This is a genomic window from Pontivivens ytuae (assembly GCF_015679265.1).
Taxonomy (GTDB): Bacteria; Pseudomonadota; Alphaproteobacteria; order Rhodobacterales; family Rhodobacteraceae; genus Pontivivens; species Pontivivens ytuae.
On record NZ_CP064942.1, the window covers coordinates 67,948 to 91,091 of the forward strand.

A 23,144-nucleotide genomic window follows, 5' to 3' on the forward strand; every position below is an offset into this window, starting at 1 on the left:
CTACCCCAGGAAGAACGGCAACGGCCGTAGGAAGATGCCCAGCACGCCCTGCACCAGCCACCAGACGATGCCGGTGGCGAGCGCCGCGATGGGCACGAGGAAGTGGAACTTGCGCTCGCCCAGCGTGACGGCGCTCAGCGTGATGAAGAGGATCGTGGCGATGATGAAACCCGCGGGCCGCAGCATCAGCGCATAAAGCACCATCAGCCCCAGCAGGATCAGCGCCTGCCCGATCTTGTAGTCGCCCAGCCGCCGGTAATCGATGTCGGGCGTTCCCTTGTCCTTCGGCGCAGGCTCCAGCCCCAGCAGCACCACGAGAGCGGTCAGCGAGGCGAGCACGGCGAGGACCTTGGGGAACGTCGATGGCCAGATCGGATTGCGCTGCATGAACGGCGGCAGCAGGTGGTCCATCGTGAAGAAGGCGGCATAGCCGTAGGCGAGACAGATGAGGAGGATCACCAGCGCGATCCAGCGGTCGAGGGTCATGGTATCCTCCGGTCGGCCCGCCCGGACGTGCCGGGCGGGCGAAGGGTCAGATCAGAGGAAGCCGAGCTCGCGCATCAGATCGCCGATCTCCTGCTCCTGGGCCTCCAGGAAGCTGCGGAAATCGTCGCCCGAGTTGTGGATGTTGACCCAGCCGTTGCGGGCGCGGACCTCTTCCCAGGCCTCGGTCTCGTACATCTCGGTGAGTGCGGCCTGGTAGGCAGCCAGCGTCTCGTCCGGCAGGCCGGGTGCGGCGAAGAAGCCGCGCCAATTCACGAACTCCATGTCGATGCCCTGCTCGGCCATGGTCGGCGCATCCTCGAAGGTCGAGACCCGCTCGTCCGACGTCACGCCGAGGATGCGGACCTCACCGGCCTCGGCCATCGCGACAGCTTCGGAGAAGCCGGTGGACAGCGCCTGGATCTCGCCGGACAGCAGAGCAGCCATCGCAGGCCCGCCGGTGTCATAGGCGATGTAGTTGAAGCCGGTCGGATCCTCGCCCGCCGCCTTCATCACCATGGCCGCCACGATGTGGTCCATGCCGCCGGGCACCGAGCCGCCGCCGATCGCGAAGCGGTTAGGGTTCTCCTGATACGCGGCGACCAGCTCTTCCATGCTCTCGATATCGCTGTCGGAGTTCACGACGAGCGTGGCGTAGTCACCGATCGTGCCGGCCACCAGCGTCAGGTCGCGGAAGCTCTGCGGGAACACGCCCGTCAGCGAGCGGATCACGATGGGGGTGGAGTTCACCATCAGCGTGTTCTCGAGGCTCTCGGCGTTCTCGATCATGTAGCCGATGGCCCGGCCGCCGCCGCCGCCCGACATGTTCTCATAGGACGCGGAGCCCACGAGCCCGCTCTCCGTCAGCGCCTCGCCGGTGCCGCGCGCGGTGCCGTCCCAACCGCCCCCGGCGCCGCCCGGGATCAGGAAGTGGATCTCGTCGACCATCTGGTGGTCATCCGCAAAGGCAGGCGCGCCGAAGCTCAGCGTGGCGGCTGCAGCCAGAACGAGAGCACGGCGGCTCAGTGAAAGTGTCATAGGTAGGTCCTCCCTGTGGGTGCACACCGTCTGTCGCGGTTCGCGCACTGGTAGTTAGCGCCAGAAAGCTTGCATGAACCTAACGTCAGTTAAAGGGGAAAGCGCTCACGCGATCCGGCGCCGCCAGCGGGAGGCGCGCTGTTCGGCCGGCTGGATCAGGGCGTATTCGATCAGCAGCATCACCCCGATGAACGAGAGCGCGTAGGCGAGCACATAGCCCACCTCGAAGAGCTGGAAGTAGAGGTGGATCTGAAAGCCGATGCCGTTCGGGCGGCCGAGAAGCTCCACCACCAGCACCAGTTTCCAGATGATCGAAAGCCCGCCGCGTGCCGCCGCCGCGAAGAAGGGGGCCAGCTGCGGCAGAATCACGTGGCGCAGGCGGGTGAGCGGGCTCATGCGGTAGACCCGCGCCATCTCGGCCACGGCCGGATCGAGGGCGCGCGCGCCTTCCCGCACCGTGACGAGCACCGCCGCCGCCTTGTTCGCGGCCACGGCCACGATCGCCGCCGTCTCGTTCAATCCGATCCAGAGGTAGCAGAGCACGATCACGACGAGCGCGGGCATGTTGAGGAAGACCACGACCCACGGATCGGCCCAGCGGTTCATCCGCGGCATCAAACCGAGGACAAGGCCCAGCGCGCTGCCCAGCACCATGGCGAGCGTGAAGGCCGCGGCGACCCGCAGCAGCGTCGGGACCATGTGCCGCCAGAGCGTGCCCGACACCGCCTCGCCCCACAGGATCTCGGCGACGCGCAGCGGGCTCGGCAGCACCAGCGGGTCCGCGGTCAGCACGGCAGCGACCTGCCAGACGAGCACCAGCGCCAGCAGCGATGCGGCGAAGATCAGCGGGTTGCGGGCGTCGGTCATGGGCGCTGTCCGGGTCTCATCCCACCACGATCCGCGCCCCTTCCGCCCTGTCAACCGGTGCGGCACCCTGCCCCGACCTTGGTCTAATGGGAGCGCGCGTCGGCTCGCATGTAGGCTCGGGCGCATGGCTGCCTTTGTCCGGGTCCTGCTCTGCCTGATGCTGCTGACCGCACCGCTGCGGGCGGAGCCCCTGACGCGCGAGGCCGTGGCGGAGATGATCGTGCCGCCCATGTCGCTTGGCGAGCCGCTCGGCGAGAACGGGGTGTGGGAGCTTCTGAACTCCGGCGGCGCGCATTCGGGTTACGTCTTCGAGACCGGGCCGCTCGCGCCCCTGCCCGGCTTTTCGGGCGCCATCATCAATCTGCTCGTCGTGCTGGATCTCGAAGGCACGTTCATCGACGTGAAGCTGATCGAGCATAACGAGCCAATCTTCGTCTCGGGTCTTGGCGAGGCCCCGTTCCACCAGTTCTTCGAACAGTATCGCGGGCTCTCGATCTCCCAGTCGCTGGTGGTGGGCACGCCCTATGGCGAGGGCGACGACGGCTCGGCGCTGGTCTATCTCGACGGCGTGACCAAGGCGACGGCGAGCGTGCGGATCGCACACGAGTCCATCCTCGCCGCCACCCGTGCTGTCGCGCGGGAGCGGATGCAGGGTCTCGCCAGCGGGCCGCCGGCGCATCCCGACCTCGACTACGTGGAGGAGCTGACCTGGAACGACCTCGTCGAACAGGGCCTCGCCACCCACCACGTCGTCACCAATGCGGAGGTGCAGGAGCAGTTCGCCGGCACGCGGTGGGAGCGGGACGATCCCAAGGCGCTCTCCGATCCCGACGCGCCCTACCTCGACCTCTGGATCGTCGATCTGGGTCCGCCGTCCATTGCACGGGCAGCGCTGTCCCCGTCGACCTATCGCGAGCTGCAGGCCTTCCAGACCATCGCCACGGCCGACGAGATGATCCTCGTCATCGAGAGCGGACGGCATGGACTCACGGGTCCCGACTTCGTGCGCAACACCGCGCCCGACCTGATCTCCGCCGAGCAGGACGGCCTGCCCGTGGCGCTGCGCGATGCGGACCTGCTGGTCGATGTCGTGCCGGATGCGCCGATGGGCACCGCGATGATCCTGCGCACCGATCGGCGGCTCGGTTTCGATCCGTCGCGGGAATGGACGCTCAACGTGCTTGCCACCCGGACCCATGGAATGCTCGCCGCCGAGGTCGGCACGGTCACACTGCCGGTCAGCCATGCGACGCCGGAACGGTTCTTCACCCGACCCGAAGTCATCGAGCCCGTACCACCGTGGCTGGAGGCGCTTCGCAATCGGCAAACCGATCTCGTCGTGGCGGGCGTGTTCCTGACCGGCCTCGTCGGAGTGCTGCTCGCCGGACAATCGTGGCTGGCGAGCCAGCGCTTCTTCACACCCGTGCGCCTCGGCATCCTCTCCTTCGTCACCGGTTTCATCGGCTGGTGGGGTCAGGGGCAGCTGTCCATCGTCACGGTGCTCGGCGCACTGCGCACCGCCATCGAAGGCGCGTCCTTCGCCTTCCTGCTCTACGATCCGTTCTCGCTGCTGATCTGGGGCGCGGCGATCCTGGGCTTCGTACTGTGGGGCCGCGGGCTCTTCTGCGGCTGGCTCTGCCCCTTCGGCGCATTACAGGAGTTCGCGCACCACCTCGGCCGACTCCTGCGCCTGCCGCGGATCGAGCCGTCGGCGGCGTGGGACAGGCGGCTAAAGGGGGTGAAGTACGTGCTGCTCGCGGGCCTCGTCGCAACCGTCTTCATCGCCCCCGCCCAGATCGACACGGTGGCGGAGGTCGAACCGTTCAAGACCGCCATCACCGTCTACTTCGTGCGGGAGTGGTACTACGTTCTCTACGCGGCGGTCTGGCTGGTGCTCGGCACGATGCTCTTCAAGGGCTTCTGCCGCTATGTCTGCCCGCTGGGCGCCGTCATGGCGATCGGGGGCATGCTGCGGGGCCGCGACTGGATCGCGCGGCGGGCCGAATGCGGCTCGCCCTGCCAGCTCTGCAAGGTCCAGTGCGCCTATGGTGCGATCAAGAAATCCGGTGAGATCCAGTATTCGGAGTGTTTCCAGTGCCTCGACTGCGTCAGCATCCACGACGACGCGAAGCAATGCGTGCCGCTGGTCCTGGAGGCGCGCAAGGGCGTCCGGCGCCCGCCGAAGCTGATGGAGGAGATGCCCGCATGAAGCGGCGGCGCTTCCTCGCCATCTCGGCCTGCGCGCTGGCCGCCCCAGCGGCTCAGGCCGGTGCACGGTGGGACGGCATGGCGCTGGGGGCCGAGGCGTCGATCCGGCTCGACGGCCCTGCACCCGACGCGAAGCTGGTGCTGGCCGAGTGTCGGGCGGAGCTCGCACGGGCCGAGGCGCTGTTCTCGCTCTACCGCCTGTCGGCGCTGACCCAGTTGAACGCGACCGGCGAGCTCTTCGCCCCGCCGCGGGAGATGGTGGAGCTCCTGCATGAGTGTGACGCGCTGTGGCGGGCGACGGACGGCCTCTTCGACCCGACGGTGCAGGCGCTCTGGACCGGCGGCGGTCGCGGTCTGGTGGGCTGGGATCGGGTGGAGGTGAGTGCGGCGCGGATCCGACTCGGGCCGGGTCAGGCGCTGACGCTCAACGGGATCGCGCAGGGCTGGGCCACGGACCGGATCGTCGCCTGCCTGCGCCGCGCGGGCTACGGTCAGGCGCTGGTGCATATCGGCGAGCACTCGGCTTTGGGCGGGCCGTATCGCCTGGGCCTTGCCGATCCGGTGCACGGGACGCTCGGCCACCTGACGCTGGAGAATGCCGCCCTCGCCACCTCGAGCCCGATGGTGGACGAGATGCAGCACATCCTTGCGCCGACCCCGGGCAGCCCGCGCTGGTCCACGGTCAGCGTCGAGGCCGACCGCGCCGTCCTCGCCGACGGGCTTTCAACAGCGCTGACGCTGGCGGAGGATCCCTTCGCGATGGCCGGCCGGCAAGCAGGCGTGCGGCGCGTCGCCGTCGTGGATGCGACCGGGGCGCTAAGAACCCAACGATTCGATTAGCGGCCAAGGTCCCGGACCTCGCCATTTTTTACGAGTGGACAGGCACTGTCGACTACGAAGTTGAGCCTGAGGTTGAGTGAATATTGCATTCGAATTCCGCTTAGGTCATGGCGAGAAAAGTCCCTTCCAAGCCTTCTTTTCCAGATGCCGCAGGATGAACGAATGCCGACTTCGGTTAACATGCGTTGCGTGCATAGCGGCATTACGTATGAGCCGTCTCCCGAACGCTCCGAAGCTCTGCTAGAGCGCTGCGCCCGGTCGTCCCGCCAGGTGACCCGCTGAACGTCGGGTTATTGGTTATCGATCCTTTTCTGAGAGTTCGCACCCCTTTGCTGGGGCGAGGCACCGAGCCACGTATCGGAGGAGCCATACAAACCTAAGTGGCGACCAGCGAAGGCTCCGCCTTGGTCTGAGCTGCCATCGCGTCAAGGAAGACGCGGAGCTTTGCGGGGCGGAAGGGGCCGGGCAGGAAGACGCCGTGCAGCGGGAAGGCCGGGCTTTGCCAGTCCTCCAGGACCCGCACGACCCGGCCGTCCGCCAGGGCGTCCTCGCAGGCCCAGAGCGGCGAGAGCGCCATGCCCTGCCCCGAGAACATCAGCTCCCGGACGGCCGCCATGCTGTTCACCGTGATCCGCGTCCGATCGACGGCGACCGAGACGCGTTCATCGCCCCGGACGAGGCGCAGCTTCATCTCCGGCCTTGGGCGGTAGAAGATGAAGTCGTGCTTCGGCAGGTCTTCGGGCCGGTCGGGCAGCCCGTGGCGCGCGACATAGGACGGTGCCGCGACGATGGCCCGGGGTACGTCGCCGAACCGGCGGGCGATCAGCGCGCTGTCGGAGAGGGTTCCAATCCGGACGGCCACGTCCACGTTCGCCTCGCGCAGATCGGCGAATTCGCTGCCCAGCTTCAACTCGACTGACAAATCAGGATGCTCTGACAGCAGCCGGTCCACCACCGGGGTCACGAACCGGGCGCCGAAATCGACGGGTGCCGCGACGCGCAGCAGGCCCTTCGGCGTGTCGGACAGTCCCGCGATCTCCGCTTCCAGGGCCGCCTGTTCCTCCACCAGGCGACGGACGCCCTCGTAGTAGGCCTGGCCCGCTTCCGTCGGCCGCGAACGACGGGTCGAACGGATCAACAGCTTGGCGCCCAGCCGCGCCTCCAGGCTGGCGATCTTCCGTGTCACGGAGGACGGATCCGTCTTGGCCTCCGCCGCGGCGGCCTTCAGGCTGCCGGTCTCCACCACGCGGATGAACAGCTCGACATTCGGGTCCGGCATTGATTGCACTTTCCGCAATTAATGAATGCAGAATTACAGCCTACACGGAGAAATGCGCAAACGCCATCTGTCGCTCATCGCAGACGGAAGACCCGGATCACACGCAGGAGCCAGACATGCTGAAAGCCGCGACCCACACTCTCGCCATTGCAGTCGGCGCGACCCGGCCCAGCGATATGCTGCTGTTCTTCCCGGAAAACACGATCGCCGCGCCCGCGATCCCGACGGCCTTCGAAGCGGTATTCGCGGCGCAGTGACGTCCACCCGTGCCTTCGGCCACTGCCGCTTAGCACGACCACCAACCAGTTCAGGAGATGAGATCATGACGACCGACATCCAGACCCCCGCGCCCCGCACCGCCGACCAGCCGGCCGATCTCGGCCGCCGCCGGGTCCTTGGCGGCAGCTTCGGCGCCGCCGCGGCCGCCTTCATGGGCGCCGGCGCAGCCTCGGCTCAGACCGCGACGTCGGGGGAGGTCCCGAAGGAGCTTGCGGGCAAGACCGCCTTCATCACCGGTGGGGCCCGGGGCATCGGCCTCGCCTCCGCCGAGGAGCTGGCGCGGGCGGGTGCCAACATCGTCCTCTTCGATATCGCTACGCCGAACCTGCCCAATGTGCAGTACCCGCTGTCCACACCGGACGATCTGGCCGCCGCACAGGCCGCCGTCGAAGCCCACGGCGTGAGCTGCATGACCTATCGCGGCGACGTGCGCAGCCTCGAGGACCAGCAGGCGGCGATGCAACAGGCCGTGGATCGCTTCGGCAGCCTCGACATCGTTCTGGCGAATGCCGGCGTGAGCCAGGTCGGACCGATCGAGAGCTTTTCCCCCGAGGACATCGCGACCGTCTACGACATCAACGTCGCCGGCCTGATCAAGACGACACAGGCCGCGGTGCCCCATCTGCGCGATGCCGGGGGCGGGCGTCTGATCTACGTCTCCTCGGGCCTCGGCCGCGTGGGCAACGATCTCTTCCCGGTCTACACGTCCACGAAATGGGCCGTCATCGGCTTCGCCAAGAGCGCCGCCGTCTCCTATGGCCGCGACAACATCATGTGCAACGTCGTGGCGCCCGGTCTCGTGAGGACGCCGCTGGCCGACAATGAGGTCGTTCTGCGCGCGATGATGCCGGATGCGGCGAACCCCACCTTCGACGACGTCTCCGCTTTCCTGGAGCCGTTCAACCCGATCCCCGTCGGGCACCTCGAAGTCGAGGACGTCGCGAAGTCGGTGATGTTCTTCGCGGGGGATGCGACCAGGAACATGACGGGCGAGGTCCTCGACGTCAGCTACGGCTCGGCGGCCCGTAACATCGGCTGATCGCCACGCCAAGCCCTCCTGCGCGCCGGCTTGCCGACCAAGCCGGCGCGCGTCCCTTGCGCGGTCCCGACCCGCGCCGCCCATACAAGGAGCACTCCCCATGCGCTATCGCCGTCTCGGCCACTCCGGCCTTTTCGTCTCGGAACTCTGCCTCGGCACCATGACCTTCGGCGGGTCCGAAGGGATGTGGGGCCAGATCGGCCAGTTGGGACAGGAGGAGGCCGACGCCATCGTCGGCGTCGCCATCGATGCCGGGATCACCTTCATCGACACCGCCAACGTCTATGCCGAGGGCCGCAGCGAGGAGATCCTGGGCCAGTCGCTCCGGAACCTGAACGTCGCCCGCGATGACGTGGTGATCGCCACCAAGGTTCACGGCACCATGGGCGATGGCCCGAACGCGCGCGGCGCCTCGCGAGGGCACATCATGACCCAGGTCGAGGCGAGCCTGCGGCGCCTGCAAACGGGCCATATCGACCTCTACCAGATCCACGGTTTCGACCCGGCGACGCCGATCCTCGAGACGCTGGAGGCGCTCGATACACTCGTCCGCCGGGGCGATGTCCGCTATCTCGGCCTCTCGAATTGGGCGGCGTGGCAGGTGGTCAAGGCGGTCGGGATCGTTGAGGCGCGCCGCCTCGCACCCATCGTCTCACTGCAGGCCTACTACAGCCTCGCCGGCCGCGACCTGGAGCGGGAGATCCTGCCGATGCTCCGTGCCGAGGGGATCGGCCTGATGGCGTGGAGCCCGCTGGCCGGCGGCTTCCTGTCGGGCAAGTTCCGGCGCGACGGCGAGGCGGCCGAGGGGCGCCGCGCGAGTTTCGACTTCCCACCCGTCGACAAGGACCGCGCCTTCGACATCATCGACGTCCTGGACGCCGTGGCCCGCCGCCGCGACTGCACCGTCGCCCAGGCGGCCCTGGCCTGGCTGCTCCACCAGAAAATCGTGACGAGCGTGCTCGTCGGCGCGAAGCGTGTCGATCAACTCCGGGACAACATCGGCGCGACAACAGTGATCCTCGAACAGGACGATCTAGACGCCCTGAACGCCGCCAGCGCGCTGAAGCCCGAATACCCCGGTTGGATGATCGAGATGCAAGGCGAGAGCCGTCAGGCCATGATCGACGCTGAGTAACGAACGGCCTTCCCAAAGCTTTGGGTCTTGTAGGTCACGAGATGGATGATCGGTGCCGACCCAACTCGTCTCGCCTGATGTAGGGGACACACGCACCTGACGCTCCACTTCGGTTGACACGGAGGTGTATGCTTTTGGAAACCGACACTGTTTCACGTCGAAGTAAGACCCCGAAGGTCCAGTTTGTCCCGCTTAGCCGACTTTGGCACATCGGTTCTAGCTGCTGACGCCCCAACGCCTGTCTTCAGCGATGACGACATCGAACTGACAGGTCCGGCAGTGTCGAGATGGTGTGAGTAAGCCCGTGTCGTCTCGGATCACATGCGCCGGGCAAGCCAAGGCAGAATGCTTTTCCCGAGGGCTTCGTCGGTGGCTTTCGCGACGAATGGTTGAGCATGACTTTGTTTGCAGCGCTCATCGAGGCGAACGCAGGCATTCCGTCTATGACCGGAGCGGCTCGCCCCCGCCCAAGACATCGCTGCCCGATGTCTGCCACGCGGCGGGCCAAGGCTAAGGAACTGGTCGGCTTCGACCCCGCTTTTAAGCGCGCCGTCCATACGGTCGACCCGCAGCTAGCGTTCTGACCCATCCCCGGGCCGCGCTTCCTTTTCGCCTCGCGGTATTGCGGGGCGACGCCCCTTTCTACATAGCCCCAACCTGAGATCCGTGCACCGCCCGGCCCGGACCGTCAGTCGCCCTGCAATGCCTCGGACGCGCCTTCGACGAGCAGGTCGATGAAGACGCGGACGGCCGGGACGCTGGCGCGTTTCGGCGGGAACGATGCGTAGATCTCCACGTCGGGGCCGGCATAGACGGGCAGCGCGCGGACGAGGTCGCCTCCGTCGCGCTGGGCCTCGATGTAGAGCTTCGGCAGTAGCGCCATCGCGTATCCGCTGCGCACGATCTCCAGTTCCACCGACGGATCGCCGACGATGCAGGCGGGCGGGCTGTCGATCTCGATCCGGGTGCCCCCATCATCCGTCAGGGTCCATGTGAACGGCGAGCCGGGAACGCCGCTCTGGATCCTGGGGATCTGCGCCACTGCCTTGGGATCGTCGAGGTCCACGCGCGTCGCCACCTGGCGGGAGACGTAGAGCGCCCGCTCCGTCTTGAGGATGCGACGCGCGATCAGGTAGGGCTCCGGCGGCCGCCCGAGGCGCAGCACCACGTCGAGATCCTCGGCGAGCGGATCGGGGCCCAATGCCGTGATCTGCACCGTGGTCTGAACCTCCGGATAGCGCTCGGCCATGCGCGCGAGGACCGGGCCGAGCACCTGGCGGGCGGAGAGCGCGCTCGCCGCGATCCGCAACTCGCCGTTCGGGGTGCCCTGCGCGCGGCGCAGGAGATCCTCCGCCCGGCTGCCGGCGCGGGTGGCTTCCTCGGCCGCCGGTAGCAGCATCTCCGCGGTCTGGGTCGGCTTCAGCCCGCTGCTGAGACGGTCGAAGAGCGGCATACCCACCTCCTCTTCCAACCGGGCGAGAGCGCGCGACAGGGTCGCCTTCGAGACGCCGAAGCGCCGCGCGGCGCCGCTGATGCTGCCCGCCTCGTGGATCATGAAGAACAGGCGGAGATCGTCGAGGCTGCTGACGCCGCTCAGGGGCATGATGTGGATCTCCTCGGTTCAGGAGCAGTCCGTTCCGAATGCGGAACGAAGCGTTCGGATTCGGCGCATTCCGCAACGATAGTGCGCGCCCATCTGAAGTACAGGCGGCCCCAAAGGGCGGATGCATCTGGTGTTCGGCACGATCGCGATCTCCGAACCCGTTCGATGCACTCCTTGTTCTTCGACCGCCTGTCGAGGGCGGAACGCGCCTCCGCGGCCGTTCCGCAGACCTGACCAGAAAGGAGTAAAGGTTATGAGCGACGTCAACTGGACCATGAACGAGGACACCATCGTGCGCCGCGTGGACGATACCGCCGCGCAGAGCACGCTGCCCGATCCGTCCCTCGAAAAGGTGAAGCAGGGCGAACGGATGCGCTTCGACGCCCATGTGAATGTCGAGATGATGCCGCAGGGCAAGCACCTGAAGAAGGTCACGATCTTCTCCAACGTGCCCGATGGCGGCACCTGGGAGGTGATCAGCGACGAGGGCACCGCCGTGGGCGGCCGCGGCACCGCGCCGTCGCCGCTGATGTACTTCGCGGCGGGGCTGGGCCTCTGCCTGATGAGCCACGTGGAGATGCTGGCCAAGGGGCGCGGCTTCAGGATCGATGGCGCGCGCCTGGAGCAGCGCTCGACCTGGACCACGACGCTCGATCTGGGCGCGGTGTCGCCGCAGGACGTGTTCGGCAAGGCCGAAGGGATGGAGATGAACCTCCTCATCGACAGCCCCGAGAGCCCGGCGAGGATCGCAGAGTTCGTGGGCTATTGCCGGCAGGCCTGCATGGCGCTGCAGGCCATCGCCGCCGAAACACCGGTCGTCACGGGTCTCTACCTGAATGGCCAGGAGGTCGGTGAGGTCGGCGGCACGGGGGCCTTCAAGGCCGCCTGAGCTTCGCGTCGCATCAGAAGCCACCGCCGGGCAACGGTCCGGCGGCGGCGACAATTAGGATCGGCGAGCGGTCGCCCTTCAGCTAGACGCTTGGCCCCGTTTTCGCTGCTCCACCGCAAAGCCGTCGCCAAAGCAGGACGCGACAATCTCTATATCGTCCAAGCTGCCCGTATGCAGCTCTTCCGAGGACTCTGCACACTCATCCTCAGGTAGTTTCGCGGGCTCATTATCAATCCAGTATAGAAATCTTGTTATTAAGTTGCTGGCCATGTAACCGTCCTTAAAGATTCCCCATAAGACGATTACAATATTTTATTTAATGATGCACTAAATTGAACATTCTTGCGTCACCTTGTCGCCCAGCGTATTTTCAGTGCCACGACGGAAATGCGTGGCACAGGTTGGTGCTGATGCGACCCGGGTGCATCGTCTCGCAGCACACCGCGCGCCACCGAACTTCAGACTGCGATCCCGGGCACAGCGGGGCCGCGCAGAGGCGCAGCCCCCATTTGAGGCCTCGTCAGCCCATCCACCAACCGGCGTCGTCCTCCGTGCCGGTGAAGCCCTCGACCACCCCTGCGACCAATCCCGAGTGGCCGGCGTTGTAGTTGATCGCCACCTCGTTGTGGACCCAGTCGTTGCGGGCATCGTTGAAACTGCCATCCGCGTCGAGGCCGCCGACCAGCGCCCCGCTGATGACGTGCTCGTTCGGATCGGGGTCGAGCATGTTGTAGGTGCCGGACGCCGCCCGGTGATGCGGATACTCCGGGTAGTCGTCGCCCCAGCCCACGATGAAGCTCTGCCCGTTCGGGTTGTCGCCCATCACGTAGTCGAGCTGATCGGTCGCGAACGCCCCGAGCTCGGCGATCCGGCCCTCGTCGCCGCCGGTCTCCGAGAGATGCTTCGCCTCGAGCGATGCCATGAAACCGGCCGTCGTCGCGTAGCTGTTGGAGCCCCAAAGATCGAGATAGCCGAGACCGTCATTCGTCGACGTGCCGGGCGTCGTCTGGATGTTGTACATCCAGTGGTTCAGGTGGTTGTTGACGTCGTTGACATAACGCGCGTCACCGGTCTGATGCGCGAGCAGCATGGCGGTGCCGTTCGACTTATCGTCCCACTGCTGCGCGCCGGCCGCCCAGTTGCCGTTGTAGTAGCTCTTGGACTTCTCCAGATAGCTCTCGTCGCCCGTCGCCTGGTAGAGCCAGTTCGCGCCCCAGGCGAGCTCGTCCTGAAAGCCGCTGAAGGAGTTGTAGAACTTCTGCGCGTCGGTCACGGAGTCGGAATATTTGCCCTGATAGGTCTCCGCGAAGTCGTAGAGCTTGATGGCCTTCTCCAAGAGCGTATCGGCATAGGCCGTGTCGCCCTGCTCCCGGAAGAAGATCGAGGCCGAGGCCATGGCCGCCGCCGTCTCCGCCGCGACGTCCGAGCCGGGGTTCTGCGCGTCGATGGAATAGGTGGGGCGCCACATGTCCATCTCCTCGGGCGGCCCCCACCAGGCATGGTCCACGTCGCCGTCGCCGACCTGGGCATGGAACACGTCGTCGGAGATGTCCGCCGTGCCCTTGTCGTCATAGGCATTGAGGAAATAGTCGTTCACGAAGCGCAGGTGGGTGGAGAGGTCGTCGTAAGCCCCTGCGGTCTGGTAACCCTCCTCGAACTCGAGCCCGCCCCAGGAGAGCATCGTGGCGGTCGCGGCCATCGGGAAGCCGAACTTCACGTGGTCGCCCGCGTCGAACCAACCGCCCGACAGGTCGCGGCCCACGTCCTGACCGTCGTTCAGCGCGGAGTCGCCGCGCCAGTCCACCGGATGATCGTCGGGCAGGTCGCCCGCGTATTGCGCGTAGTAGAACTCCATCGACATGTTCAGGACCTGCGCATAGTCGGCCGCGTCGAACGGTCCGCCCGGCCCGTCGATGATGACGTCGCCCGGTGGCGTTGCGGGCGGCGGATCGCCGCCATCCGCAGGCGGCGTGGTTGGAGGCTGCTCGGTCACCGGCTCCTCCAGCGCGCCGTCGAAGCTGGGGATCAGCGTGGCGCCCGAAAGCTGCATCGGCACCGGCCCGTCGGCCACGAAGCCGAAGGTCATCTCCCCGCCCGCGGGGATGCTCGTCGCCCAGTCCTGCCCGTCGATGCGCAGCGTGTCACCCTGCTGGCTGACGCTGCCGCCCCAGATGTTGCGGATGTCGAAGCCCTGGTCGGCGAAGGTGATCGCCCAATCCTCGATGTCGCGCCCGGTGTCGTTGACGATCACGAGCTCCGCCTTGAAGCCGCCGTTCCAGGTCTCCACCACCTCGAAGCGGATCTCGCCGTCACCCTCCGGCTCCGGCGGGGTGACGGGCGGCGTAGGGTCCGTTGGCGGCGGCGAGGAGCCGTCGCTCACATCGGCGAGCCCCACATCGGCCGGGTTCGTCGAGACGATGAAATCGTCGAAATAGGCGTCCACCGGCCGGTCCGGCCACCAGTCCGGCCCCGATCCGCCGAAGAAGGAGGAGAGGTAGAAGGAGTCGATCCCCGACCCGTCATTGACCATCCTCAGCCCGTCGAGCTGCAGCACCTGCTGCCCGTCCATCCAGACGTCGATCTCGCCGTCGCGGTTGTTGTCGGAGTTGATCTTCACCCGCTGGACGAGCTGGTGCCACTCGCCGTCCTGGAACTTCACCGGGTTGCCGTTCTCGCCGCGGAACTTGTAGCTGTCGCCCCAGGGCGAGGCCTTGTCCATGTGATAGAGGTAGAGCTCCGCCTCGCCGTCCTCGCGCCACATGTAGCGTGCGGTGAAGCCGTTGGTGCCGTCCACGGTCGCGCCCCCGCTGGCCCAACCCTCGGAGGCAAGGCCGGGTAGCTTGCCGCCGCTGTGCACATCGCCGTCGAAGTCGAAGCCCTCCTCGAACTTCACCCAGTAGGACAGGTAGTACTCGTCCTCCTCCGGCAGCTCATAGGCCGAGCCGAGCCCCTGGGAGGCGTTGGTCGGATAGGTCACCTTGAGCGCGTTGTTGCCGGAGACGGCGTCTTCGCTGCTCACCACCGCATGTTGCCCGGTCTGCCCGGCGAACTGAATGTCCCAGTCCGCATCCTGCGTCGCGCGGTCGTAGCGCGTGCCGTTCGCGTGGTTCTCGAAATCCACGATGATGGCGTCCGCGCCGGGTGCGGAGGGTGCCGGCGTCTCGCCGCCCGGCGCGTCGGGCGGCGTCGGCTCGGCCGGGGTTCCGGTGCCGAGATCCGGCCCGCCGACGCGGATGCTGCCCGCCTCGATGCCGGTGGTGTCGCCCCGCGCGACGAAGGTGAAGGGGATTGTCTCCCCGGCGGAGACGTCCTCGTTCGAGCCCGTCCCCTCAACGATGTAGCGGTTCCCGTCGCGGGAGACGATGCGCGCGCCCCAGATCTCGTCATCTGCGATGGTCCCGTCGCCCTCCAGCACGAACTCGGCGCGCCAGTCCGCGATGGACGCATTGCTCTCCAGGGTCGCGTCCGCGACGAAGCCGCCGTTCCAGCTTTCCCTGACGGCGATGTCGAGATCTGCGTCCGCGGTGCCGGCGTCCGAGACATCGGCGAGCGTGATGCTCGCCGGCTCGATCCGGTCCGTGTCGCCGCGCGCGACGAAGGTGAACCGGACCTCGTCCGCCGGCGTCTCCCCATCCCCCTCGATCCGGTAGCGTCCGCCACCGAGATCGGTGAGCTGCGCGCCCCAGATCTCGTCCGGCGCGATGGCGCCATTGCCCGCCAGCGTGAACTCGACCGCCCAGGCGTCCGTCGCGACGGGCAGGGTCAACACGGAGTCTGCGACGAAGCCACCGTTCCACGTGTCCCGTATGGTGATCTCGAACCGGCCCTCCGCGGTCTCGAAAACGCCTGTGCCGTTGCTGTCGAAGTCGGAAATCATGTCCGGTCTCCCATGTTCCCCGCAATTCTCGGGGGTCTGCTCTGAAGAATGCGCGCCCTGCTCGTGGGCGCCGATGTCAATGGGTTCGACGGCTCCGGCTGGTGCCATCGAGATCGACCGCGTCCGTCCATTGCGCTGTTTCAAGCGGCGATGACGCGCACGGTCCGTTCAAAGGAGGTGCTGTGCGAGCCCCGGTGGCGTCGGATCAGCGCCCGGCCGGTTGCCCTGCACGCCCTAAGGCGCCCCGGACAGCTCAACGTGCCCGGGTTCGGTCAGCCAGCCTGGTTCGTGATCTTCGACCGGATGTCAGGGAGCCGTCTCACCCCGCCTGAATGCGAACCCCTGGAGGGCGATGCTATGTCGGAAAGTGTCAAGCTGAGCGCGTGGACGCGCCGTATGGAAAGACGTGATCGCCATATTCAATCCCCCAAAATGGCCAAGGTCCGCCCGCTCCTTGCCCAAGAAGCGACGAAACTCACAATGAAATGATGCCAGTATCTGCGTCGAAGTCTATAAGAGTTATTTCGCCGACGTGCGAACATCGTGTAAACAAACCTGTACACTGCGCCGCTGTGCGACTTATGCAAAAATATTAAGTTTGCATTTGTTTCCTGATCTCGACTGCCGACCCGTTCGCCCGCCCGACGACGGATCGGCCTGCAAAGGACGGCCCTCATCACGCTGTGCCGAAGGATCGCTCGTAGGTTGCTTGGTTCTGCAGCGGCTGAGCCGGGACCGGAAGACCCGCCTGCGATCGAGATAATCGTCGCCGACAGATCGCGTCAGGCAGCCTCCCGCCGGGATCCGGCAAGAGAACGGCGACTAAGCGGCCGCATGTCGTCCTCCCCCAGATAGACAGTCTGCGACGGGAAGGCGAACCCGGCGCCGGCTACGTCGACGACGTGCATCGTGCGCATCAGCAACTCCTCCTGGATTTCGAGGAATTCGGTCCACTCCCTCGCTTCGACATAGGCGAAGATTTCAAGGTCGAGGGAATAGGCGCCGTAGCCCACGAAGCGGACACGCGCTGTGTCGTCGACGACGCGGGGATGCTCCGCCAGCATCTCCCGCAACGCGGTCAGGACGATGCCCAGCTGGCCCGGGCGCGTTTCGTAGCGCAGGCCGATGTTGTGTCGCAGCAGGAACTGATCCCGCTTGCTGAAGTTTTCGAGATGCAGCGAGGAGAACTCGCCGTTGGGCACCGTGACGACGGTCCGATCGAGGGTCCGGATGCGGGTGGAGCGGATCCCGATCTCCTCGACCGTCCCCAGGGTCTGGCCGAAGCGGCAGAAATCCCCCACGCGCACGGGTCTGTCCGCAATCAGCGACACGGATCCGATCAGGTTTTCGATGAGCTTTTGCGCGCCCAGGGCAAGGGCGATACCGCCCACCCCCAGCGCGGCCAGGCCCGCCGTGATATCGACGCCCAGGGCGCGCAGCGCGAAAGCCGCGAAGACTATGATCAGGACCGCCTTAAGGATGCGCGTAAAGAAGGACATGGCCGAATAAGCGGAGATGGCCCCGCGGCGCGACATGCCGCTCAGGGTCGCTTCGGCGATCGTGTCGATCAGGCGCCAGAGGAACCAGATCCCGGCAAGCCAGGCCGCGAGCTCCACGATCCACACCACCTGAAACCGCGCCACCATGGACACGCCGAGAGACGCGATGCCGGCGGAGAAGATCAGCGAGGCGAGCAGCAGGCGAAGCGGCGGCTCGGACACCTCGACGAAGCGCGAGAAGCGGACTTCCGCAGTCCTTCGGCGCACCACATGCGACACGAACCGGCGAAACCTCAGAACCAGCCAGGCCAGCCCGTAGCTGACGATGGCAAACCCGACCAGGATCAGGGCGTCGCGTGCCGTGATCCCGAAGACGTCCGGCCCTGCTGGCAAACCGGCGAGGATATCCCGCGCCCGGGTCAGGCCCGATGTCTCCGTGGCGCGCCACTCCAGCAGTGCTGCGACGCTCTCGGCCTCGATGCGCCAGATTTCGGTTCCGTTCACCTCGCTGCGATGCGCATAGAGCGGCCGCTGACCGGTTTCATGCGCAAGGCTGCCAATAGTCTCCCGGAACGGATCCAATCCATCCTCGAGCACGCCTTGCGGTGCGAGGCTGAGTTCGGTCGGCGTATCCAGACGCGCGGCCGCGTTGAGAGCCGCTTCGATCCGCAAGACGTGGAACGTCCGGAAGCCGCGCTCCTGCAACTCTTCCGGCGTTTCGAGATAGAGCGCGACACGGTTATGGTCCTCGCTCGACAGGGCCTGGATGAGACCCGTCACGAGCCCCCGCGGCGTCTCCCGCCCCGCAATGTCCGGGGCCGGTTCCGGTGTCCCCGCCTCTGCCTGATCTGATGCGGGCGCGGGTATCTGAGCCACGGCACCGGGCGCCGTTGCAAGCGAGAGGGTCAAAAGAAAGAGCGCAATGAATGTTCGAAAGGTCATGTGAAGAAATCCCTGCTTAGAATGAGCCGAAGGCCGATCCCAGAAGCACGACGGCAACGAGAGCGGTCAGCGGGAGCGCGACGGCCACCCTGGCGATGTCGCCGTAGCTGTCGCGGTGGGTCGGGCCGCCGATCGTCTGCCGATTGACGGTCGGCGCGGGAGGGGCAGACGCCATTCAGTTTGCCAAGGCACCACGGCATCACGCAGCTTTCACCTCCGCGACGGCTTGCGTCTCGCCACCCTTGAAGAGCAGCGAGTAGAGCACCGGGACGAAGCCCAGCGTGAGCACCGTGCCCACGGCCAGACCGCCTGCCATCACCACGGCCATGCCGTAGAACAGCGGGTCGTTGGACAGGATCAGGGGCAACAGGCCGAGGATCGTCGTGACCGTCGTCATCAGGATTGGGCGAAGGCGGCGCTTCGCGGCCTCGACGATGGCGTCATTGCCTTCGCGTCCTTCCGCCCGTTCGATGTCGATCCGGTCGATCAAAACGATGGCGTTGTTGAGGATGATCCCGGCGAGGCTCAGCAGCCCGAGGATCGGCATGAAGCCGAACGGCGCATCGAACAGCCGCAGCCCGAGGCCGGCGCCGACCACCACCAGCGGCACGGTGGCCAGGATGATGAGCGGACGGCGGAACGAGTTGAACTGCGCGATCAGCAGCACCACGACGATGGCCAGACACAGCGGCATGTTCACCATCAGCGCCGCACGGCCTTCGCCCGATTGCACGAGGATGCCGTCGAACTCGATGGAGTGGCCCGGCGGAAGGTCGGCGCGCGATTCATCGAGCTGGTCTGCGATCATCGGGGCCATGTCCTCCGCTCCCATCAGGGTCGAACGGCCTTCGACCGTGACCGTGCGGGTCAGCCCTTCACGTTCGATCCGGGCGTAGCCGTTCTGCAGCGAGACCTCCGCCACCTGCATCAGCGGCACCACGGTCCCGTCGGCGCCGAAGATCGAGAGGCTGCGCACGCGGTCCATGTCCATGCGCTCTTCATCGACGGCACGGGCCACGATCGGGATCGTCTCGTCACCCTCCCGGTACTCCGACACGTTGCGGCCCGAGAAGTAGGCGGACATGGATTGCGCCACATCGGCCGAGGTCACACCGGCGCGGCGGGCGCGGGTCTGATCGACCTCGACGACGACGCGCGGGATGCGGTTCTCCCAATCCTGGCGGATGTCGCGGGCGCCGGGCACGGTCGCGATGATCTCTTCGATCCGGCTCGCGGTCTCGTAGACGAAGGCGCGGTCGGGCCCCTTCACCTGGACCTCGAGGATCGCGCTGTCGGTCGGCCCGAGGAACATGCGCGTCACATGCGCCTGGAGGTGGCTGAAGTCCGTTGCCAGATGGTCCCTCAGTTCGGACATGGCCCGGTCGAGATTCTCGGACCTGTCCACGTTCATCACCATCACGGCACGATTGGGCGCCGGGTCGACCGGCGTCAGAGACAGCACGAAGCGCGGGCCGCCGGTGCCGACATAGGCGACGTGGTCCTCCAGCCAATCGAAGCGGTCCTGCGTCAGGGTGGGAAGCAGCGCCTCGACCTCGGCCTCGGTCGCCTCGGTGGTCACGTCCGCGGGCAGATAGATGTAGGTAATGAGCTGGGCCCGGTCGCTGTCCGGAAAGAAGCTCTGCGGAGACGTCGCGACCAGCGCGACCCCGCCGGCCAGACCGGCAAGCATGACGCCGACGAAGAGCGCACGCACCTTCAGCGCACCCTCGATCAGGCGGCCGTAACCGCGGATCAGCGGGTCGAACATGCGCTCGTAATAGGGGCGCTTTCCGCCGCGATCCGCTTCGGCGAAACGGTGGGACAGGACCGGCGTCACGGTCATGGCGAGCAGCCACGAAATGGACAGGGTGATCGCGATCACGATGGAGATCGATCGCGTGTACTCCCCGGCCACATGTTCGGCCAGCATGAGCGGCAGGAACACCAGGATCGTCGTCGCGGTCGACGAGAGCAGCGGCAGCGAGAGCTCGCCGCCGGTCTGTTCCAACGCCGCGTCGCGGTCCGTCCCTTCGCCGAGCCGCGTCTTGTAATCCTCGGCCACGACCACGCCCGCATCGACCAGAAGGCCGAGCGCGATCACGAGGGTCGCGAGGCTCATGCGCTCCAACGGCAGGCCCAGAAAGCCCATGACGGCGAGCGTCGACAGCATCACGATCGGCACGATGGCGCCCACGATCAGCCCGGTGCGCAGACCCAGCAGAAGAACCACGACAGCCAGCACGATGCCAAGCGTCTGCAGCACGTTGATCGTGACGCCGTAGACGGCCTGCTCGACCTGCTCGGGCTGGAAGGTGATGACGTCGAGCGTCATGCCCACGGGCAATCCGGCTTGAATCCCCTCCAGCCGCTCCGCAATCCGCGGACCGAAATCGAGAACGTTGTTCCCGTCCTGCATGGCAACGGCGAAGACGATCGCCGGATCACCCTGGTAGAAGGCCGATTGCGATGCGGGATCGACCAGTTCCCGTTCGATCCGCGCGATGTCGCGCAGCGGGATCGACGTGCCGTCGGGCAACGCGATCAGCGTCTCCCCGATCTGGTCGAGACTGCGGTAATCGCCCGTAGGCTCGATGATGAGGGCACGCGGACCGATATCGATCTGACCGCCCGGCCGGATGATGTTCTGGTTTGCGAGCGTGGCGACGATGGCATCCGTGCTGACGCCCAGTTCGGCCAGCCGGGCGTTTCGGGTTTCGATATAGATGCGCTCGGGCTGCTCGCCGACGATGTCGATGCTCTTGACCCCGTCTTCACCGTAGAGCTGGTCCCGAATGTGGTTGGTCATATCGCCCAACTCGTCGAGCGTATGGTCGCTGGAGCGCAGCGCAGCCGTCACGACCGCCACGTCACCTACATCGTCGGCGACGATGGGGCGGCGCGCGCCCTCTGGCAGATCGGCCCGGGCAAGGTCCACTTCGGCGCGCAGATCGTCCCAGATCTGGTCCAGTTCGAAGTAACGGTCGAACACTTCGACATGGATGATCGATGTGCCCGGCAGGGACGAGGAGCGGATCTCCTCGACCTCCGGAATGCGGCGGATCGCGCGCTCGAGCGGTTTCGTCACCAACTGCTCAACCCGCTCGGGCGACAGGCCCGGATAGGAGGTCGTGACGATCGCCTCGCGGATGGTGATCTGCGGATCTTCCTGCGCTGGCAGCGTGAAGTAGCTGTAGGCGCCGAAGCCCATCAGGACAGCCACGATGAAGAACACAAGGCGTTGGTAGGTATGTGCAAATCGCGTCAACATGCGTACTCTCCTCAGTCGTCGTAGCGGGCCACGCCCGTTCCGCGCAGGTGCACCGCCATGCCGTCGTCCAGGAACGGGATGCCTCGGGTCGCGACGATGTCGCCTTCGCTCAGGCCATCGGCGACAAGGGCGAGACCGGCTTCCGTTCCGGCCAGTGTGATCTCGTTGCCGACCAGCGTGCTGGTCTCCGGATCGATGCGAAACACGCTGAAGCCGCCGTCGTCATTGGACCAGATCGCGTTGACCGGCACCGCGAGGAAGGACGCTCCGGTTTCGTTCGACGACAGGCGAAACGCGATCTCGACGCTCATGCCGGCGCGCAAGGCGTCGTTCGGAGACGGAATGCGCAGCGTGACCGGAAAGCCCGAGGTGCTCGTGGCGCGGCTTCCGATATCGCGCAACTCGGCAGAGAAGGTAATGTCGGAGCCGTCGAGCAGCGTCACCTCATGCGAGGTCCCGACCTGCAACTGCGACACGAGCGTGTCCGGAATCGTCGCGGTGATCTCGAAACCGCCGCCATTGCTCTGGATTTCGAGGGCCGGAGCACCGGCCGAAATCGTCTGCGCCGGCTCGATCAGGCGCGTCGCAACGGAGCCGTCATAAGGCGCGCGGAGCGTCGCATCCTCCAACCGGTCCTCGGCCGTTTCGATGCCGCGCAGGGCGATCTCATAGCGGCTGCGCGCCGCATCGAGGCTTGCCAGCGCCGTTTCCGCGATCGTCTCGGCGACGACATCCCGCTCGAACAGGGCGCTCTGACGCTCGTATTCCTGTTGAGCTTCCTCGAAGCGGGCCTCGGCCTCGATCAGTGCGGCGCGGCGCTCCTGCAGCGCGATTTCGAGCTGGTACGTATCCAGTTGCGCGAGGGTATCCCCCTCCTCGAAATGCTCGCCGATATCGACATTGACCTCGGTGACCCGGCCCTCGACTTCGAAGGCCAGCGGCGTGCGGTCGATCGCCCGGATTTCACCGGGGAGCGCTCGGATCGCGTCGTCGTTGAAGGGCCGAACGTCTGCCCAATCGATTGTGGGCACGGGCGTCTCGTTTGCCAACTCCACATCATCGACCGGCGTTGGAAACGCGAGTGCTACCGATTGTTCCTCCGGCGCAACACGACTTCCGAGAGCCGCGACGGGCGCGTAGAGCGTCGCAAGACGCAGTTTTTCAGCAGCGGCCGGAGTTTCGCGATAAACAGTCCCAAGCAGAAGGCCCGCGAGAAGCACAACCGCCACAACACCTTGCACGAGGCCAAGGCCCAGCATTCCGAAGCGTACGGTCAAACGCTGATCCGCTGATCCGAGAGCGAGGGTCAGGACGGCGAAGAGAGCGAGCCATGCTCCCAGGCCTGCAAGCGCCAGCCACGCGTGTGCAGCGATGCCGGCAATCGCAGCCAGAGAAAGCACACCCGCTGCGACGAGTGTCGGCAGCACTCCACCGCGAAGTCCAAGTAAAGCGGCGATGGTGACAATGAATGCGAAGGCCAGATCAAAGAGCATGGGATACTCCTTCGATCGCTAACACCGAAATCATAGCGCTGCATTCCAGCGATGAATCCACACGCTCCCGCATGAATAATACTCCTCGTGAATACCTGTTGGCTGAGAAGGTGGCTGAGAAAGCTTCCCGGAAAAGAGGACAGGCGTAGACATGGCGTTCCGCAATCGGAACGCCTGAAATGTGAACCATATTCTGGTGCAGATTTTTGACGCCGGCCTGAACGACCTTCGGCGAGTCCTTCTGCTGCGAGAAGCGGACTGCCGCTCGTACGCATCTTGTGTTCGGCCGATACCTCACTCTGGGGACGGCGTCCGAACCAGTTCGCAAGAAGAGAAGCAATGCGCGGCTGATCAATCAGGCGCTACTCAGAGGATCGAGCCGCTCACGATGTCAGATTGTGCTGC

The 23,144-nt window shown here is 66.1% G+C and carries 17 protein-coding genes and 1 pseudogene; 8 read left to right on the forward strand and 10 right to left on the reverse strand.

All coding sequences use genetic code 11. From position 1 onward, the window contains the following. The 3 genes from I0K15_RS00145 to I0K15_RS00155 all read right to left on the reverse strand — a co-directional run bounded on the left by I0K15_RS00145 (position 1) and on the right by I0K15_RS00155 (position 2,388). The gene (locus I0K15_RS00145) at positions 1-486 is read right to left on the reverse strand and encodes a tripartite tricarboxylate transporter TctB family protein (RefSeq protein ID WP_196103433.1); all 486 of its coding nucleotides are present in this window, start codon (positions 484-486) and stop codon (positions 1-3) included. A 51-nt stretch (positions 487-537) separates the two neighbouring features. Beyond that, positions 538-1,521, reverse strand: coding sequence for a tripartite tricarboxylate transporter substrate binding protein (locus I0K15_RS00150; protein ID WP_196103434.1), 984 nt, complete (start codon positions 1,519-1,521; stop codon positions 538-540). Positions 1,522-1,626: 105 nt separating this feature from the next. Beyond that, complete coding sequence (locus I0K15_RS00155) at positions 1,627-2,388, reverse strand: ABC transporter permease (protein ID WP_196103435.1); 762 nt, start codon at positions 2,386-2,388, stop codon at positions 1,627-1,629. A 124-nt stretch (positions 2,389-2,512) separates the two neighbouring features. On the opposite strand from I0K15_RS00155, the gene I0K15_RS00160 reads away from it, so the two are divergent. Both I0K15_RS00160 and I0K15_RS00165 read left to right on the forward strand, forming a co-directional pair. Next, positions 2,513-4,597: a 4Fe-4S binding protein gene (locus I0K15_RS00160; RefSeq protein WP_196103436.1), complete on the forward strand. Its 2,085-nt coding sequence runs from the start codon at positions 2,513-2,515 to the stop codon at positions 4,595-4,597. Next, positions 4,594-5,436 (forward strand): FAD:protein FMN transferase, encoded by an 843-nt coding sequence (locus I0K15_RS00165; protein ID WP_196103437.1) that lies wholly within the window; start codon positions 4,594-4,596, stop codon positions 5,434-5,436. The genes I0K15_RS00160 and I0K15_RS00165 overlap by 4 nt, the downstream gene beginning before the upstream one ends. A 376-nt stretch (positions 5,437-5,812) precedes the next feature. Here I0K15_RS00165 and I0K15_RS00170 read toward each other — a convergent pair whose 3' ends face one another. Continuing rightward, complete coding sequence (locus I0K15_RS00170; protein WP_196103438.1) at positions 5,813-6,715, reverse strand: LysR family transcriptional regulator; 903 nt, start codon at positions 6,713-6,715, stop codon at positions 5,813-5,815. Positions 6,716-6,831: 116 nt separating this feature from the next. On the opposite strand from I0K15_RS00170, the gene I0K15_RS00175 reads away from it, so the two are divergent. The 4 genes and pseudogenes from I0K15_RS00175 to I0K15_RS21230 all read left to right on the forward strand — a co-directional run. Further along, complete coding sequence (locus I0K15_RS00175; RefSeq protein ID WP_196103439.1) at positions 6,832-6,972, forward strand: hypothetical protein; 141 nt, start codon at positions 6,832-6,834, stop codon at positions 6,970-6,972. A 65-nt stretch (positions 6,973-7,037) separates the two neighbouring features. After that, on the forward strand, positions 7,038-8,033 hold the full coding sequence (locus tag I0K15_RS00180) for an SDR family NAD(P)-dependent oxidoreductase (RefSeq protein ID WP_196103440.1): 996 nt from the start codon (positions 7,038-7,040) through the stop codon (positions 8,031-8,033). Between the two features lie 100 nt (positions 8,034-8,133). Further along, the gene (locus I0K15_RS00185) at positions 8,134-9,168 is read left to right on the forward strand and encodes an aldo/keto reductase (RefSeq protein WP_196103441.1); all 1,035 of its coding nucleotides are present in this window, start codon (positions 8,134-8,136) and stop codon (positions 9,166-9,168) included. A 377-nt stretch (positions 9,169-9,545) separates the two neighbouring features. Beyond that, a pseudogene (locus I0K15_RS21230) lies at positions 9,546-9,752 on the forward strand (hypothetical protein); the annotation flags it as partial. A 104-nt stretch (positions 9,753-9,856) separates the two neighbouring features. Here I0K15_RS21230 and I0K15_RS00195 read toward each other — a convergent pair. Then, positions 9,857-10,771 carry a LysR family transcriptional regulator gene (locus I0K15_RS00195; protein ID WP_196103442.1) on the reverse strand — a complete coding sequence of 305 codons (915 nt, stop codon included), beginning with the start codon at positions 10,769-10,771 and terminating at the stop codon, positions 9,857-9,859. A 253-nt stretch (positions 10,772-11,024) separates the two neighbouring features. Between I0K15_RS00195 and I0K15_RS00200 the strand changes: the two genes are divergently transcribed. Continuing rightward, positions 11,025-11,660: an OsmC family protein gene (locus I0K15_RS00200; RefSeq protein WP_196103443.1), complete on the forward strand. Its 636-nt coding sequence runs from the start codon at positions 11,025-11,027 to the stop codon at positions 11,658-11,660. A gap of 520 nt (positions 11,661-12,180) precedes the next feature. On the opposite strand, the gene I0K15_RS00205 is transcribed toward I0K15_RS00200, so the two are convergent. Next, a complete protein-coding gene (locus tag I0K15_RS00205; RefSeq protein ID WP_196103444.1) occupies positions 12,181-15,537 on the reverse strand; it encodes a glycoside hydrolase family 9 protein in 3,357 nt (1,118 codons plus the stop codon). A gap of 48 nt (positions 15,538-15,585) precedes the next feature. Here I0K15_RS00205 and I0K15_RS00210 point away from each other — a divergent pair, with 48 nt between their 5' ends. Further along, entirely contained in the window at positions 15,586-16,026 is a 441-nt protein-coding gene (locus I0K15_RS00210) for a hypothetical protein (protein WP_196103445.1), read from the forward strand. Between the two features lie 293 nt (positions 16,027-16,319). Here the strand turns inward: I0K15_RS00210 and I0K15_RS00215 are convergent, their stop codons facing one another. The 4 genes from I0K15_RS00215 to I0K15_RS00230 form a co-directional block, all read right to left on the reverse strand. Continuing rightward, positions 16,320-17,816, reverse strand: a complete 1,497-nt coding sequence (locus I0K15_RS00215; protein WP_196103446.1) for a mechanosensitive ion channel family protein — start codon at positions 17,814-17,816, stop codon at positions 16,320-16,322. Positions 17,817-17,994: 178 nt separating this feature from the next. After that, positions 17,995-18,153, reverse strand: a complete 159-nt coding sequence (locus tag I0K15_RS00220) for a hypothetical protein (protein ID WP_196103447.1) — start codon at positions 18,151-18,153, stop codon at positions 17,995-17,997. Positions 18,154-18,177: 24 nt separating this feature from the next. Further along, positions 18,178-21,246 carry an efflux RND transporter permease subunit gene (locus tag I0K15_RS00225; RefSeq protein WP_196103448.1) on the reverse strand — a complete coding sequence of 1,023 codons (3,069 nt, stop codon included), beginning with the start codon at positions 21,244-21,246 and terminating at the stop codon, positions 18,178-18,180. An 11-nt stretch (positions 21,247-21,257) separates the two neighbouring features. Further along, positions 21,258-22,739 carry an efflux RND transporter periplasmic adaptor subunit gene (locus I0K15_RS00230; RefSeq protein WP_196103449.1) on the reverse strand — a complete coding sequence of 494 codons (1,482 nt, stop codon included), beginning with the start codon at positions 22,737-22,739 and terminating at the stop codon, positions 21,258-21,260. Positions 22,740-23,144: the final 405 nt, after the last annotated feature.

Coding starts and splice junctions, on each gene's coding strand:
- I0K15_RS00145 (WP_196103433.1), bottom strand. CDS start 486: ATGACCCTCGACCGCTGGATCGCGCTGGTGATCCTCCTCATCTGTCTC.
- I0K15_RS00150 (WP_196103434.1), bottom strand. CDS start 1,521: ATGACACTTTCACTGAGCCGCCGTGCTCTCGTTCTGGCTGCAGCCGCC.
- I0K15_RS00155 (WP_196103435.1), bottom strand. CDS start 2,388: ATGACCGACGCCCGCAACCCGCTGATCTTCGCCGCATCGCTGCTGGCG.
- I0K15_RS00160 (WP_196103436.1), top strand. CDS start 2,513: ATGGCTGCCTTTGTCCGGGTCCTGCTCTGCCTGATGCTGCTGACCGCA.
- I0K15_RS00165 (WP_196103437.1), top strand. CDS start 4,594: ATGAAGCGGCGGCGCTTCCTCGCCATCTCGGCCTGCGCGCTGGCCGCC.
- I0K15_RS00170 (WP_196103438.1), bottom strand. CDS start 6,715: ATGCCGGACCCGAATGTCGAGCTGTTCATCCGCGTGGTGGAGACCGGC.
- I0K15_RS00175 (WP_196103439.1), top strand. CDS start 6,832: ATGCTGAAAGCCGCGACCCACACTCTCGCCATTGCAGTCGGCGCGACC.
- I0K15_RS00180 (WP_196103440.1), top strand. CDS start 7,038: ATGACGACCGACATCCAGACCCCCGCGCCCCGCACCGCCGACCAGCCG.
- I0K15_RS00185 (WP_196103441.1), top strand. CDS start 8,134: ATGCGCTATCGCCGTCTCGGCCACTCCGGCCTTTTCGTCTCGGAACTC.
- I0K15_RS00195 (WP_196103442.1), bottom strand. CDS start 10,771: ATGCCCCTGAGCGGCGTCAGCAGCCTCGACGATCTCCGCCTGTTCTTC.
- I0K15_RS00200 (WP_196103443.1), top strand. CDS start 11,025: ATGAGCGACGTCAACTGGACCATGAACGAGGACACCATCGTGCGCCGC.
- I0K15_RS00205 (WP_196103444.1), bottom strand. CDS start 15,537: ATGATTTCCGACTTCGACAGCAACGGCACAGGCGTTTTCGAGACCGCG.
- I0K15_RS00210 (WP_196103445.1), top strand. CDS start 15,586: ATGCGCGCCCTGCTCGTGGGCGCCGATGTCAATGGGTTCGACGGCTCC.
- I0K15_RS00220 (WP_196103447.1), bottom strand. CDS start 18,153: ATGGCGTCTGCCCCTCCCGCGCCGACCGTCAATCGGCAGACGATCGGC.
- I0K15_RS00225 (WP_196103448.1), bottom strand. CDS start 21,246: ATGTTGACGCGATTTGCACATACCTACCAACGCCTTGTGTTCTTCATC.
- I0K15_RS00230 (WP_196103449.1), bottom strand. CDS start 22,739: ATGCTCTTTGATCTGGCCTTCGCATTCATTGTCACCATCGCCGCTTTA.